Here is a 14947-nt window from a genome sequence, read left to right as displayed (position 1 = left end):
GATCACGGCTAGGGCACTTGCTCAACACGGGCGTTGGTGGGCACCGTGCCGCCGATGTTCACCAGGATCGGATCCCGGTCGTTGACGAGGCCCGTGTACTTCACCACACCGTCCATGTTCACGTCCTCGTTGTAGTAGCCGTTGGCGGTATTGGTGGGTACCGACCCACCGATGCGCACCAATACCGGGTCGCGATCATTGTTCGTTCCCGTGTACTTGATGGTACCATCGAAATTCACATCGCCGCTCCAGAGTGTTTGCACGCCATTGTTCGTCTTTCGGGCGTTGTTTCCGAAGACGGGTGTCGCCAGAACGGAGAAGTCGATGAACGGGCTTTTCGAGAAGTCCACGGGTTGTCCGGTCATCACGCCCAGGTGGTTTCGATGGCGCACGGCTACATAGTAAGAGCCGCTAGGGTCCGATGAGTGGGAACGTAGGTAGCGCATGTCCGGGCCGAGTATCCGACCATCCTTCAGCAAGAACCCGCTTCTTGAAGCTACCACGACCGATGGGTCCGCCGCATCACGGAATTCGATCAGCACCCAATCCACCGGACGGGTGTTGGGCGTGCCGTCGAAGGTGAGGTTGTGGAATCCGGCGGGAGCCGCCTCTCCACCACCTCCTCCAGTATGGATGTAGCCCAGGCTAGTAAAGGGCTCGGTGAAGGGGATCAGTTGATCCGCCCGCAGCTGGTCGTTCATCAGCCCGGCCTCGAACGGACCGTCCAACATCGCCCGCAACGTGATGTTCGGTGTGGCAATGGCCCTCGCTAGACCCATGGGCATTTGTCGGTCATATACATAGCCTACCCCTATCACATCACCACTACGGGTGGTGATCACCTCCCCCCCCTTGTTGTGCCATTCGCCCACGCTCCCCACCAGCATACCGGTGGCCGCACCATACGCGCGCAAATAGTGTCCACTGTCATAGACCTTATCGCCTCGGACGGTCAATGTTGTGGGGTCGTAATTCGCGAACACGGAGAGCACGGCCCCGGTGGCCGCATGCAATACCCTGATGTCATAGCCCGCCGACTGGCCCGCCCAGGTGCCGTAGGCTTTCGTCAAGAAGAGCTTGTTCCCGCTCTTGCTCATACCCGAAGCTGAGGATCCGGTGGTGCAGTCCGCAGTGAACGGGAGCACAGTGGAGGAGGAAACCCCGATGGATGCCACGGCGTTGCGTGCCTGCGCAGCCACCATGGTGATCGCCCCGCAAATGAAGAGCGTGTCGTTGCTGAGCAGCATATCATGTGGCTCATCAGCAGCGGCCAGCGGCACATTCCATGGTAGCGCCGCACCGGTGGTGGCGGACAAAAGGGCCAGGTGTTGGCGCGCTTGACCTCCGATGGCGTTGAACTGCCCGCAGACGAAGAGGGTATCCGGACGAGCGAGCAGATCTTGCACAACGCCGCTGCTGCTGACTTGTGCGTTCCACGGAAGCGCATCGGCGGTCAGGGGGTCGATGGCGGCTACAGCGAAGCGGGTCAAGCCCCCCACCTGGGTGAAAGGACCCGCAACGAACACAGCACCCGAGCCTGCGCGTACGATGCTGTGGACCGGTCCATTCACCTGCGGGGCCCACGGCAGTGGCAGTCCGGTCACCAGATCCAATGCAGCGAGGTTCCGTCGCGAAAGCCCGCCCCCTTCAACGAAGGGACCGCCGATGAACAAGCGGGTCCCTTGGGCCGTGATCGCCATCACCGTGCTGTCCGCTGCGGCGGTCCAATCCGTTACCGTGGGTAGGCCGGAACTCGGCACGCCGAAGGCGGCCATCCGTCGTCGGCCCAGGCCATCCACCAAGGTGAAATCACCGCCAGCGAATACCGTGTTGTTGGCAACGGCCAGGCAATGCACATCACCGTTGAGGTCTCTGCTCCAGCTCTGCAGCACGCCGCTCGCATTCACGAAAGCGATGTGGTTGCGGGCCGTCGCGGAAACCGTGGTGAAATCTCCACCGAAGAAGACGTTGGTGCCGGAGAGGGCCATGGCGCGCACGGTGCCGTTCGCGTTGGGGTTCCACGCTTGCGGGGTGTTGGATGTGGGCGGGAAAGCCGCGATGCGGTTGCGGGCGGTGAGCAAATTGACCAGCGTGAACGCACCACCGACATAGACCACTGTTGACGTGGCCACGATACAATGCACGGTACCGTTCGTATTCGGGGTCCAGTTCGTGAGCGCATGGTTGCTCACGGTGAAGGATGCCCCACGCCCGCGCGTCAAGCCGTTCACGGTGGTGAAGTCCCCGCCGACATAAAGCCGACCACTGTTCAATGACATGCAGTGCACCGTGCCATTGCTCGTGCCTGCCGCCCATGTCACGTTCGCTCCGGTGGAAAGTCGCACGGCCGCGAGGTTGTTGCGCGCCGCAGAGTTCACGGTACTGAATTGACCGCCCAGGTAGAGGGTGTCCCCCTTCAGGGCCAAGGCGAGGACCTCCCCGTTCACCACTGGGGCCCACGGCGCAAGGCTTCCATCGGCAAGTATGCGCGCGAGGTGCTGCCGTGGCTGTCCGTCCACCGTCGTGAACGCACCGCCGATGATCCAACCGCCCGCCTCATCCGCGATGGCGCAACGCACCGTGCTGTCCGCAGCGGGCAGGCCGGACGCTTTGAGACCGTTGGTCGTACTCACCTCCAAACCATAGGGCACCGGGTCCGGTGGTAGCACCCGGTTGAAAGCGCCACCGACAAGGATGCGGTCACTGATGGAATCCTCCACCACACACTTACCAGCGCTGTCCAACTGCCACAGGGTGGAGTCGAGCGTGAGATACTGCGCGCACAGGGATCCGCTGAACAGTGCGAACGTTGTGAGTATGGCGATGCGCATGGGCTTCATGGGCGAGCGATGGATCCGTCAAAACTCCCGCGCGCGTCGCTCACTTGGAATAACCCTTTCGGGTTGATCGCACGATGTCACCCGTGCGGGTTATTGCGGGGATCCGAGCGCTTGTGCTCCTTTGTTGCATGAGCGGAAGGTCAGGGTGTGTTATCGCGGTGCTCGCTATGGCCCTCGCAGCGATCACGCTCAGCGCCCAGGAGAGCCCGGCCCGCCTCGACTCCATTGTGCCGTTGCTCGATCCCGCGAAGAAGGACACCACGCAACTCACCATGCTGATCTGGGCTTGCGAGTCGTGGACCACCTCGCCGAACGCCTACCCTTACCTCGAACGCCTCGATGCGCTGAGCAACGAACTGCTTGCGCACGATCACCCGCGCGTAAAAGCGCGCGCCCAGCACGCACGCGGCGCTTACCACTTCTTCACGGGCTACCACGCCAAGTTCGAGCGCAATGTCCCCTTGGCGCTCTCGTCCTTCCAGCAGGCCATTCGCGACTTCGAGCAAGGCGGACACCAGCATGCGGTGGGCGAGTGCCTGGACGCGCTGGGACTGGTCTATGGCCTTGCCGGCGCGAAGGACAAAGCGGAACAAGCGTTCCGCGATGAGTTAAGCATAGGCCGGGCGATCGGGCACCACTTCCTGCAAAATCAGTCGTTGGTGCACCTCGCGGGCATCCACGCTGATCGCGGCGAATACGACTTCGCTTGGACCTGTCTCGACTCCTGTGTGCGTGGCACGCCCGGCGATTCCTGCCTGGTGCTGAACGAACGTGCGCGCATCCGTGGCATTCAAGAGCGACGTGCCGATGCGATGGCCTTGCTGGAGCGCAGCCTGCAAGTGGCGGGCCGGTCAAGCAACGCGTGGGATTCGTTGCCGGCGATCACTCCGCTCATCCGGCTCCATTACGCGGAGGGCCAGCATGGCAAGGGGCTAACGATGGCCTTGACGTGTGCGCGGCTTGCCGAGCGCATGGGCGATGCCACGGCGCAATGCGGCTGCATCAACCTCGTCGGGGACGGCTACCGCTTTTCCGGCGATCCACTGAACGCGGCGGAATGGTACGAGCAGGGGCTTGCACTGGCCGAGCGCATCGGCAACGTTGGGGTGGCCCGCGAGCTCGGGGATGAGGGCTCGATGCTGTACGCCGCTGATGGGTTGAGGGAGGCGTACAAGCTGCAAGGTCGCACGGCTGACGCCTTGCGCATGACCGAGCGTTGGGCGGTGCTGAAGGACAGTGTGCAACGCATGAACGGGCGCGAGGATGTGCTGCGGTTGCGCTTCCTGGAAGAGAGCCGGCGCGACAGCCTGGTGCAGGCCGCCACTGCACAGGCCCATGCTGCGGAGGAACACCAACGCCGCGCCACGGAGCGCTTCCGGCTTTATGTGATCATCGGCATCTGCGCAGCGGCCATCGCCGTCGCATTCGCGTTCTGGAGCCGTTTCCAGTATGCGCGCCGCGCCAATGATACCATCTTGAAAGCACAGAAGGAGGTCGTCTCCAGTGAAAAGCGGCGCGAAGCGGAGGAGGTGCGCACACGGATCGCGCGCGATGTGCATGACCAGTTGGGCAGCGACCTTACCAAGCTGGTACTGCTGAGCACCGAGGCAAAGGAGGTAACGACAGCCAATGCGATCGGCATGCGGGAGATCGCCGCCGATATCGAGCGCATCGCCGGGGAAGCCAACCGCTCCTTGGGTGATATCGTCTGGTCCATCGACCCGCACCACGATTCACTTGCCGGCCTCACGGAGCGTGTGCGTGCGCACTGCGAACGCATGCTGAAATGGAGCAAGGTGGAGCACACCATCGATTGTGTTCACGAGGGCCCTGACCGACCGCTGGATCCAGCCACGAAGCGGGACATCTATCTGATGCTGCGGGAGGCGTTGAACAATGCGATCAAGTATGCCAAGGCAACACGGATAGACATCGTATTCAAGACCTCGGATGATCGTGTTCTTCTTTCCGTGAAGGACGATGGCGTCGGGATCGGGGCTTCCACATCGAAAGGACATGGCCTGGAGAACATCCGGCTCCGCGCAGAACGCGTTGGCGGCCGAGTATCGATCCAGAGCACCCCCAGAACCGGCACGATGATCACTTTCGAAGCCACGCTCCACCCCGTCGCGCATGTGTGATCGGCTCATTTGGCTCGTGCTCCTATGCTGCTTTACGCTGTCCGCAATAGGGCAGGTGGACCTCGACTCCCTGCGCACCATCGCCTCCGACCGGTCGAAGCCGGACAGCGTGCGCTTCACAGCCCGCTATGATCTGGTGTGGGATGGTTACTTGTTCAGCGAACCCGACACAGCGGAGCGCATGGCACGCGCAATTCAGAGCGACGCCAGGGCCAGAGGCAACAAAGTCTTCGAGGCGCGGGCAAGCGAGCTGCTCGCGGCGGTGTGGTACGTGCGCGGCGACATGCGAACCGCCTTGGTGCACTACGACACGGCCCTTGCCCTGCACCAGCGCAATGGCGATGATGACGGCCAGGCCGATGTGATCACGAACATGGCCAGTATGCGATCCGCATTGGGCGAGCGCGACGAAGCGCTGCGGCTCTATGCCGAAGGGCTCGGTTTCCACGAACGGATCAAGGACAGCTTGAGCATCGCCAACGACCTCAATGCGATCGGTACCGTACATATGGCGCGCGGCGATCATGCCCGTGCCATCGACCTCTTTGCACGTGCCCTGTCGCTGCAGGAGAAGTTGAAGAACCAACGTGGTATCGCCACTGGGCGGGCCAATCTTGGCGTGGTGCATGTGAACCAAGGTGACTTCACCAGCGCGTTGGTCCATTTCCGCGAAGCGTTGCGCATTGCCGAAGCGTTGGACGACAAGCACCTGATGGGCAAGGACCTGGAAGAAGTGGGGATGTGCCTGGAGGAATTGGGCGACACCGCCGAGGCCATGGCGCATTACAAGCGCAGCTTGGCCGTTCGGGAAGCACTGCAGGATGCACATGGGTTGGTCAACGTGCGCAACCGGATCGGGCAATTGTTCCTGGTGCGTGGACTTGCAGAGCAGGCCCTACCGCTCTTCGAGCAGAACATTGCGCTAGCCACCGAAGAAGAACTGCTGCGCGGGCTCGCTATCGCCCTCGTAGGAAAGGGAGATGCGTTGCTTTCATCGGGCCGGCAAGCGGAAGCATTGCTGGCCGCCCGCAGCGCGACCCGGGCCGCTACGGAAGCCGAAGACCTGAACGCGCAACGGGATGCCGCCCACCTGGAGTTCCGCGCTTTGGGTTCATTGGGCCGCTGGAAGGAGGCGCTTACTGCGCAGTCCCGGTTCATCGCGTACAACGACAGCCTGTTGAGCGAGCAGAACCAGCGGGCCGTGCTACGCAACGAATACAAGTACGCCTACGAGAAACAAGCCGTCGCCGATAGTCTCGCCCACATCGCCGCCGTCCAACAGGAAAAGCTCAAAAGCGAGCAGCGCTTGGTCCAGGAACGCTCGCGCCGCAACCTGGCATTGGCCCTGGGTGCATTCTTAGCCCTGGCGGTGTTCGCCTTCTGGCAACGCGCGCGGTTGCTCAAGCGGACCAACGCTGCCATTCTCGCATCACAAACGCAGGTCATGGAAAGCGAGCGCGCCCGGGAGGCCACCGAGGTGCGCATGCGCATTGCACGTGACGTGCACGACCAGCTCGGCAGCGACCTCACCAAGCTCGTCATGCTCAGCACCGAGGCGAGGGAAGTCGCGAAGACGGACGTGAACGAACTGCCCGCGATCGCCAACGATATCGAGCGCATCGCTGGAGAGGCCAACCGCTCCCTCGGCGACATCGTATGGTCCATCGATCCGCACCACGATTCACTCGCGGGTCTCACGGAACGTGTTCGTGCGCACTGCGAACGCATGCTCAAGTGGAGCAAGGTGGAGCACACCATCGATTGTGTGCACGAAGGCCCTGACCGGTCGCTGGACCCAGCCACCAAGCGCGATATCTACCTGATGCTACGCGAGGCGTTGAACAACGCGATCAAATACGCCAAGGCAACACACATTCTTGTGCGCTTCCACACATCCGCTGCACACGTCGAATTCGAAGTGAAGGACGATGGTGTGGGCATGCTCATTGAGGAAACGAAAGGCCACGGTCTGCCCAACATGCGTGATCGGGCAGCGCGTGAACGGACGGATCCAGGTGGACAGCAGCCCAGGAGCGGGCACCCGGGTCCGCTTCCAAGCGCCGGTGCCGGACTGATCAGGGGTAGTGTCTCAGTTTGAAATCAGAGCTTCAGAATGACTAACGGGTGGGGGCTGGCAAAGCCGTATCGGAAGGACACGGGCCGCAGGTGGCCCACACGCTTTCTCTTATGGTTACGGTATCGGGATGCGATGGGTCTTGCAAACTGGACATACTGCCTTGGCTACTTGCTTGTTTTGGCGAACGTGCTTCTATCACTAGTTTACCTATGGCTACTAGCAGCATAGCACCACTGACGGACAGAGCAATTATGCTCAGCACAAGACTGGTCCGACTTCGCTTGGCAGCCTCATCGAAGTCGCCAAGTTGCTTGTATAGGTGCTGAGCGGCGATTTCATCCTTTGCTAGCTGTAATCCTGCCTCAGTAAGTCGATAACTGCCCTCCCATTTGCGCGGGTTCTCTCCACGGATGCGACGCTCTGCTTCCGTGCCTTTGAATCCACTTTCCTCCCCCTCGATTTCAAGGAAGCTCCTTCCATCACGACCGTTGAACAGATAGTGTGCAGCGTGAAAAACGTCCCATGACGAAAGACCTGTCCGTTCGCATGCGACGAAGTGATCTATCAAGGGGCCGTTAGCAGTGTGACCGCCCTCAATCAGACAGGACGTGAGCGTGCGTACATCCTGCTGCTGCTTTAGATAGTTGGTGTTCCTTGGCATACCGCCAACGTAGGCGATCCATTTGATCGCCCCGGCTTACCGGTTCACCAGCTTTACGATATCCTCGATGCTCATCACGTCGTTGGTAAGTCCCGCTTCCATTGCCGGAGTGACGCGCAGGGTCTTGTGGATGCGGCAGAAGTTGTAGTGCACGAAGTGGAGCGCCAAGGCAAGGCAGTGGTTCTCGAACTTCTTGCTGAAGGCGTTGGTAAGGCGGGTGAAGCGGCGGCAGCCCATGCGGATGGTCAGGTTCTGACGCTCCACATGTGACGTGCTGATCTTGGTTTCATCCGGGCGGCCGGTTACGATGCGGGTCTTGGTGCCCGTGCATTCGGCAGGGCTGTAACGCTTCTCGTTGCCCTTGCCTTCAGTACCGCCGTAAATCTTCACCAGTTGGGCGAAGTCAATGTACTGACCGAACACAGCGTCAACGGCGCTCACATAGGCGCTGTGACCGTCGCTGGTCATTTGCATGCGGCTACGGTCAACACGGCTTCGAACGTCAGACAGGAACTCGTAAGCGGCGTGTGCATCGCGGGCACCGGCATACCAGCTAACCATGAGCTTGGTATCGCTGTCCAGCGCTGTCCAAGTCCACACGTCACCAGCGGCCTCCATTTCGTCCGTGACGTTTTTCTGCTTGGCATAGACGAAGCTCCAAATCTCATCGCACTGAAGGTTCTTCACGGTCACCTTGCGGACCGTCTCATCGTGGAACTTCTCGCAAGCGCGGCCCACGTCCACCAAGAGCTTGGTCACCGTGTTGATCGACACATCGCACACGCGGGAAGTGCTGCGAAGGCTGGAACCTTCAACGAGCATGCTGATGATCTGGACTTGCTTGGCGATAGGGAGGCGGTTCATGGCGTCGGCGTTCTGATGGGTCAAACATAGGAAGAAAAAGCTTACCGTCAAGCATATAGTTCACTTAGGGATCAATGGTTCAGGAAGGGGCTTGATCGAGACCTACTGATTCCGTAGGTTTGCAAACGAAACAGCCGGGTGGCGTGCCCGGCTGTCCGATTGGAATGATGTGGTGCGCCCCCGACGCTATCCGCTAGTACAGCGCGATAACGGCGGAACTACATCCCCCAATGCGATACCGGTGCCGAACGTGGCGCCCGCTGAATAAGGGAACCTCACTCCCTTCCCCTGCCGGGGCGAACCCACGCGGTTCCTGGCGTCGGCTTGCGGGAGTGAGATTCGAGTATGGTGAAGCCCATCCGCAAGGTGGGCTTTGCTATTGCTGCTCATCGTTGATGTATGTGAATGTTCCGCCCGAACCATTCGCGCCCTTCTCGTACTTCACGCGCTTGTTCTTGTCGCGCTTCGCCAAGCCATGGAGCGCGCCACGTAGTCCTTCCATGTCGGCGTCGCTATCGAAGGCGTAGTTGAAGTCTGTAGTTCGCACATGACGGGATATTTCTTGGAAAGTTCCAGATCCCAGATCACTCAGGGCCTTGAGCGCCACTGCCGACCACACGCCGTATCGACGCTTGTGTTCTGACTGCACCTCCTTCTCCGTAGTGGAACCCACAGTCTGCTCGCTTGCCTCTGCCTCCGAACCGAACATCCAGTTCGGTTCGATGTCGAGGATTGACATACGCAAGCGTTCTGCACGTAGGTCGCATTGCAGCATGAGGGCCTCTTCATCTTTCGCCATTGCTTCGAGCACCGCCTTCTCATGGCTGTGCGCTTTCGACTTCCGGCGCGCCTCCAACATGTGGCGCTCCATCGTTCGGCATGCTTGCTCTCTGTCCTCTGCGGTTTCCATATCCCCGACAAACATAGCGCCCGGAGAGACATCACAAAAGAAAATATTATAATGTCCTGACTGTCAGACGTTTAGGATTTACGTCGTCATGCAATGTGACGAAATATACGTCAGGATCGATTGTGATCACAAGTGCTCACTTGTCTTTCCACCGTTTCCGGGCCGCCTTCTTGGCGATGGCCGAACGCTTCTTAGGGTCCAACTTCTTGGCACGGGCGGCCCCGCCCAACTTGCCCAAGGCAGCGGCGTGGATGTTCTTGACCTTCTTCTGTTCGCTCACGGGGTCGGCAGCTTCACCCGTTGCGATATCGACTATGCTCTTGGCGCGCTCGTTGGCGTCGCGGGGTCTCTTGGCTTTCGGCATGGGTGCGAAGGTAGCGCGTCCTTGGCGCTAAGCATCCCTGAGGATCAGGGGGATCGAAAGTGAGACACTACCTGATCAGGCGACCTGGCTATCTTGCGGCACATGGCCGCCACCATCCGCACCGCTATCGTGGAGGACGATGATGAGCTCCGGGAGCTGATCCGCCGCCGCATTGAGCGCAGCGGTGATATGCAGGTGGTGCGCGTCTTCGAAAGCGGGGATGATTACCTGGCCAAACTCGATGAGCTGGATGTGCAGGTGGTGCTCATGGACATCAACATGGAGGGCCGCAACGGGATCGACACCGTGCGCGAGGCGAAGCGCATGAAGCCCGAGGTGCAATACCTCATGCTCACCATCTTCGAGAACCCCGCATACATCTTCGAGGCGCTCTGTGCAGGAGCCACCGGCTATTTGCTGAAAAGCACACCGGCCGAAGAGCTGTTGGAGGCTGTGCGCGACATCCACAAGGGCGGCTCACCGATGAACAGCGCCATTGCGCGCCTGGTGGTGAACAGCTTCCAGAAGGAGACCCAACAGCGCATCAACGACGAGAAGCTGAGCGATCGCGAAAAGCAGGTGTTGGATGGTCTCGCCGCCGGGCTCCAATACAAAGAGATCGGAACCAAGCTGGACTTGAGCACCGAGACCGTGCGCGTGCATGTGCGCCGCATATACAGCAAGCTGCAGGTTGGTGGGCGCATGGAGGCGATCCGGAAGGTGTATCCAGCAGCATAGGGCTTAACCCATCCGGGTTATTGCTGCACCACTTCATGTGGTGGAGCTTGCAGGCTCTATGAGACGCCTGTTCGCATCCGTTGGCCGCCTTTCGGGGTTGTTGCTCGGTCTCTCCAGCTGTGCGGCGTTGTTCTTGGTTTCTACCGATGCTTCGGTTGATCTGGGCGCACGCAATGATGCACCGAGCGATAGCACACCGACGGACCTGGCCGAACCGATCGAGACCCTGCTTGATAAGGCCCACGCTGCGGAAAAGGCCGTCCTGACGACCGGTCCTGCCATCGCCACGAACGCGTCACACGGCCTCCAAGCCACGGTACTTGGCAACGGCATGGTCTGCAGACCCCTGTTCGCAGACCGCTGTGAGTGGGCTGTTTCCATCCTGGTGGGGCGCATCGGTCGTGGAAGCGATTGGTCCGAACCGAACCTGGATGCGCCGACCGAACTCACCGACGAGCACATGTTGTCGCGGCATGGGGCATTCGACCTGGAGCACATCAACAACGAAGCCGGCCTCCGTCAGAACTTCATCGTTCACCGCAAGCCTCAAGGAGACAGCCCGTTGCGTGTGGAATTGCGGACCGAAGGCGACCTCGTTTGCACGCACGCCGGAGCGGACATCTTCCACTTCGCGGACACGGCCGGGATCGTGCAAATGAGCTATTCAGACCTGCATGTGTGGGATGCGAACGGGGACACGCTCCGCGCGGTCGCTTCCCTGGAAGAAGGGTTGATCGTGCTATCCGTGGATGATGAACAAGCCACCTATCCCATCGTTGTGGACCCCTTGGCTGGTACCGCCATCTGGACCACCGAAAGCAACCTGGCCACAGCGCGGTTGGGCACCTGCCTGGCGAGCGCGGGGGATGTGAACGGCGATGGCTACAGCGACATCCTCATTGGTGTTCCCTTGTGGGCCAATGGACAGACCGGTGAAGGAAGGGTGCAGTTGCATTACGGCAGCGCCTCGGGTCCATCAGCCGCCATCAGTTGGTCCTATGAGACGAACCAGCTCGGTGCGAACATGGGCCTGGGCAACAGCGTGGCCACTGCGGGTGATGTGAACGGCGACGGCTACAGCGACATCATCGTAGGCGCTCCCTATTTCGATAACGGCGAAAGCAACGAAGGCCGCGTGCTCGTGTTCCATGGCAGCGCCACCGGCCTCACGGCCGCGCCACAGTGGACGGCCGAGAGCAACCAGGCCAATGCGCTTTTCGGTTTCGTGGTGAACTGCGCAGGCGATGTGAACGGCGATGGCTACAGCGATGTGCTGGTGGGAGCGTACCAGTACGAGAACGGACAAACCGATGAGGGGGCCGTATTCGTTTACCACGGCAGTGCCACGGGCCTCTCTGCCGTGGCCGACTGGGTCAAGGAAGGTGATCAGACGCTGGCGTATTTCGGGCGAAGCGCGGCCAGTGCAGGCGATGTGAACGGTGATGGGTACAGCGATGTGATCATCGGTGCGCCGCTCTTCGACAATGGCCAGACCAACGAGGGGCGTGCGTTCGTGTACCACGGGAGTGCAACAGGTCTCGCCGCCACGCCGGCCTGGACAGCCGAAAGCGATCAAGCCTCTTCGCAGACAGGGTTCAGCGTTTCGAGCGCGGGCGACGTGAACAACGATGGGTACTCGGACGTGGTCGTGGGCATCCCGTTCCACACGAACAGCTTTTTGAACGACGGCCGCGTAGTCATCTATCGTGGTTCTGCATCGGGCCTTGTATCCACAAGTGCATGGAGCTACAACAGCCTTTTTCAGGAAGCACAATTCGGGAAATCCGTTGCCTGCGCTGGCGATGTGAACGGCGATGGGTTCAGCGATGTGCTCTTCGGCGGACCTGAGTACACGAGCGGTCAAGCGCAGGAGGGAAGGGCCTATGTCTTTTTCGGGAACTTGACCGCTGCCATGAGCTTGGCCTGGTCAGGCGAATCCAACCAGGCCGGGGCGCGATGGGGCGGTGCGGTGGCGAGCGCCGGCGATGTGAACGGCGACGGGTTCAGTGACGTGCTCATCGGAGTGCCGGAATGGGACAATGGGCAAACCAACGAAGGGATGGCCCGTTGTTACCTGGGCGGTCCTGCCTCCATCAATACTCTCGCTCCGGAGCATACGCTGATCGGCCCCGTCACATTCAGTCGCTCGGTGAGCAGCGCAGGCGACGTGAACGGCGACGGCTACGGGGACATCGTCATCGGTGCTCCCGATGCCCGCTTGGTCACGATCCATCATGGCTCAACGAACGGGCCATCGATCGCACCGGACCGGAGCTATTTGCTTCCCGGTGTACAGGGGTATGGTTACTGTGTGTCGGGCGCCGGTGATGTGAACGGTGATGGATACGGCGATGTGATCGTGGGCACGGACTACGGGAACACGGTGTATGTGTACCATGGATCCGCCACTGGGCTGCCCGTGGCTGCGAACTGGTCGGTGACGGGCACCGCGAACACGCGCTTCGGGTTCAGCGTGGGCAGCGCTGGCGATGTGAACGGCGATGGTTACGCCGACGTGATCATCGGGCAGCCCGGCCATAACTCGGGAGCCGGCAGGGTGGTCGTTCATCACGGCAGCCCGACCGGGCTCAGCATAGCCCCGAACTGGGTTTCCACACCATTCGATGCGCCGCACCTGCCCAACAGCTTCTATGGTGAAGGAGTGGATGTTGCCGGTGATGTGAACGGTGACGGTTACAGCGATGTGATCATCGGGGCAGGGGGGTACAATGGCAACCGGGGCCGTGTGGTGATCTTCCATGGTAGCCCCGGCGGATTGGGTGCCGCACCAGCCTCCACCTTCGACGACACCGTGCCAGGGCACCGGCTGGGCTCCAACTCGCACAGCGGATCGTGCGTCAGCAGTACTGGCGATGTGAACGGCGATGGATACAGCGATGTGATCATGGCATGGATGGGTGGACAAGCATTCGTGCATTCCGGCGGTCCCACAGGCGTTTCCGCAACCCCGGTTTGGGCCTCGACCCTGTATGGCGGAGGGTTCTTTGCAGCCACGGTGTCCAGCGCAGGGGATATCAACGCCGATGGGTACAGCGATGTCGTGATCAGCAGTTGCGCACAAGGTGCCTTGCTCTATTTCGGCGGACCAACAGGCTTGGTCGGTGCTGCCGAGGATCAACTCTTCGCGGGTTCAAGTTCACATAGCGCTACCGGAGCGGGGGACGTGAACGGGGATGGATACTGCGATCTGCTCGTAGGCCAATATGGAGCGGGTAGAGCCTACGTGTTCCATGGAAACACAAGTACGGCCCTTGCCCGTGGGAACTTCAGGCTGTACCAGACCGACCTCACCACACCGCTCTCCGCGTCGAACATCCCCATCCCGCAATTCGGCGCAGGGTTGTTCGTACGCCCTTTCCTCGGCCGCTCCCGAACGCGACTTGTCTGGGAGACCCGCATCCAAGGCCAGGCCTTCAGCATCGGCAGCAACGGCTTGGTGAACAACAGCACGGACTTCACCGCACAGCAGCCCGCTTTCATAGCAGGTGCGGTGGCCGGTGTTGAGTTGAAGAGTTTGATCGATAAGCCCGGTGGCGGTACAGGTATCACCGCCACCAAGGTGCGGACTCGTGTTCGCTATGATCCCGTCACCGCCATCACCGGCCAGGTCTTCGGCCCTTGGCGCTACATGCCTGGTTACCTCGATGGACATGGCACGCACAACAACGTGCCGCTGCCCGTGGAACTCCTTCGCTTCGATGCCCGATGCGTGAACGGATCCGTAGAGCTCTCGTGGGCCACCGCTAGTGAAGAGAACAGCAGCCACTTCGTGGTGGAGAGAAGCACGGATGCCGAAGCGTGGGCGGAAGTCGCACGTGTGGAAGCGGCAGGGCACAGCCACCAAGTGCTGGAGTATATCCTCCAAGATGCCGCACCTCCTTATGCAATAACGGTGTACTACCGTTTGAAACAGGAGGACCTGGACGGGACCACAACCGTACTGCCCATCACGAGATCGACATCTTGTGCCTCCCTCGGAGCGCCCTATCCCAATCCCACGGATGGCTTGGTCCACCTCGACCTGGGGGTTGCGTTCGATGCTGCGAAACGGGTCGACGTGATCGACGCTCAAGGACGGACCGTCCTCGAAGTCTTGCCGCCCGGACTTGGAACAGCCCTTACCGTCAACTTATCCGGCTTGCTGCCTGGCACCTATACGGTCAGGATCCTTGCTGCGGCTGGCACCACCATTTCCACAGACAGGATCATCAAGCATTGATCCCCGGACGCGCCAACGGCAAGCCGTCATTCCTGTCCTCCTTCGTTCCTTTGCGGCCAGTTCGGTCGGAGACAGGCATTTCCATTGTCTGACCCCCCTGATCTTCCACCTC

Annotated in this window: 8 protein-coding genes; 4 read left to right on the top strand and 4 right to left on the bottom strand. The window is 60.7% G+C overall.

What is annotated here, in order from left to right; translation table 11 throughout:
• Nucleotides 1-8: 8 nt before the first annotated feature.
• Complete coding sequence (locus tag IPJ76_08385) at nt 9-2840, bottom strand: delta-60 repeat domain-containing protein (GenBank protein ID QQR88212.1); 2832 nt, start codon at nt 2838-2840, stop codon at nt 9-11.
• 128 nt (nt 2841-2968) lie between these two features.
• On the opposite strand from IPJ76_08385, the gene IPJ76_08380 reads away from it, so the two are divergent.
• On the top strand, nt 2969-4981 hold the full coding sequence (locus tag IPJ76_08380) for a hypothetical protein (GenBank protein QQR88211.1): 2013 nt from the start codon (nt 2969-2971) through the stop codon (nt 4979-4981).
• 55 nt (nt 4982-5036) lie between these two features.
• Nucleotides 5037-7079 carry a tetratricopeptide repeat protein gene (locus IPJ76_08375; protein QQR88210.1) on the top strand — a complete coding sequence of 681 codons (2043 nt, stop codon included), beginning with the start codon at nt 5037-5039 and terminating at the stop codon, nt 7077-7079.
• Nucleotides 7080-7755: 676 nt separating this feature from the next.
• Here the strand turns inward: IPJ76_08375 and IPJ76_08370 are convergent.
• The 3 genes from IPJ76_08370 to IPJ76_08360 form a co-directional block, all read right to left on the bottom strand.
• Nucleotides 7756-8583 carry a DDE-type integrase/transposase/recombinase gene (locus IPJ76_08370; GenBank protein QQR88209.1) on the bottom strand — a complete coding sequence of 276 codons (828 nt, stop codon included), beginning with the start codon at nt 8581-8583 and terminating at the stop codon, nt 7756-7758.
• A 376-nt stretch (nt 8584-8959) separates the two neighbouring features.
• A complete protein-coding gene (locus IPJ76_08365; protein ID QQR88208.1) occupies nt 8960-9493 on the bottom strand; it encodes a hypothetical protein in 534 nt (177 codons plus the stop codon).
• A 136-nt stretch (nt 9494-9629) separates the two neighbouring features.
• Nucleotides 9630-9857: a histone H1 gene (locus tag IPJ76_08360; GenBank protein ID QQR88207.1), complete on the bottom strand. Its 228-nt coding sequence runs from the start codon at nt 9855-9857 to the stop codon at nt 9630-9632.
• 102 nt (nt 9858-9959) lie between these two features.
• Here IPJ76_08360 and IPJ76_08355 point away from each other — a divergent pair, with 102 nt between their 5' ends.
• Together IPJ76_08355 and IPJ76_08350 are read left to right on the top strand one after the other, a co-directional pair.
• Entirely contained in the window at nt 9960-10595 is a 636-nt protein-coding gene (locus IPJ76_08355; GenBank protein QQR88206.1) for a response regulator transcription factor, read from the top strand.
• Nucleotides 10596-10653: 58 nt separating this feature from the next.
• Nucleotides 10654-14835, top strand: coding sequence for an FG-GAP repeat protein (locus tag IPJ76_08350; protein ID QQR88205.1), 4182 nt, complete (start codon nt 10654-10656; stop codon nt 14833-14835).
• The last annotated feature ends 112 nt before the right edge of the window (nt 14836-14947 follow it).

Source organism: Flavobacteriales bacterium, from assembly GCA_016699575.1.
Classification (GTDB): domain Bacteria; phylum Bacteroidota; class Bacteroidia; order Flavobacteriales_F; family PHOS-HE28; genus PHOS-HE28.
This window is presented reverse-complemented; position numbering and strand designations above follow the sequence as displayed.

Excerpts from the sequence above, each read along its gene's own strand:
- IPJ76_08385 (QQR88212.1), bottom strand. The coding sequence starts at position 2,840 with ATGAAGCCCATGCGCATCGCCATACTCACAACGTTCGCACTGTTCAGC.
- IPJ76_08380 (QQR88211.1), top strand. The coding sequence starts at position 2,969 with ATGAGCGGAAGGTCAGGGTGTGTTATCGCGGTGCTCGCTATGGCCCTC.
- IPJ76_08370 (QQR88209.1), bottom strand. The coding sequence starts at position 8,583 with ATGAACCGCCTCCCTATCGCCAAGCAAGTCCAGATCATCAGCATGCTC.
- IPJ76_08365 (QQR88208.1), bottom strand. The coding sequence starts at position 9,493 with ATGGAAACCGCAGAGGACAGAGAGCAAGCATGCCGAACGATGGAGCGC.
- IPJ76_08360 (QQR88207.1), bottom strand. The coding sequence starts at position 9,857 with ATGCCGAAAGCCAAGAGACCCCGCGACGCCAACGAGCGCGCCAAGAGC.
- IPJ76_08355 (QQR88206.1), top strand. The coding sequence starts at position 9,960 with ATGGCCGCCACCATCCGCACCGCTATCGTGGAGGACGATGATGAGCTC.
- IPJ76_08350 (QQR88205.1), top strand. The coding sequence starts at position 10,654 with ATGAGACGCCTGTTCGCATCCGTTGGCCGCCTTTCGGGGTTGTTGCTC.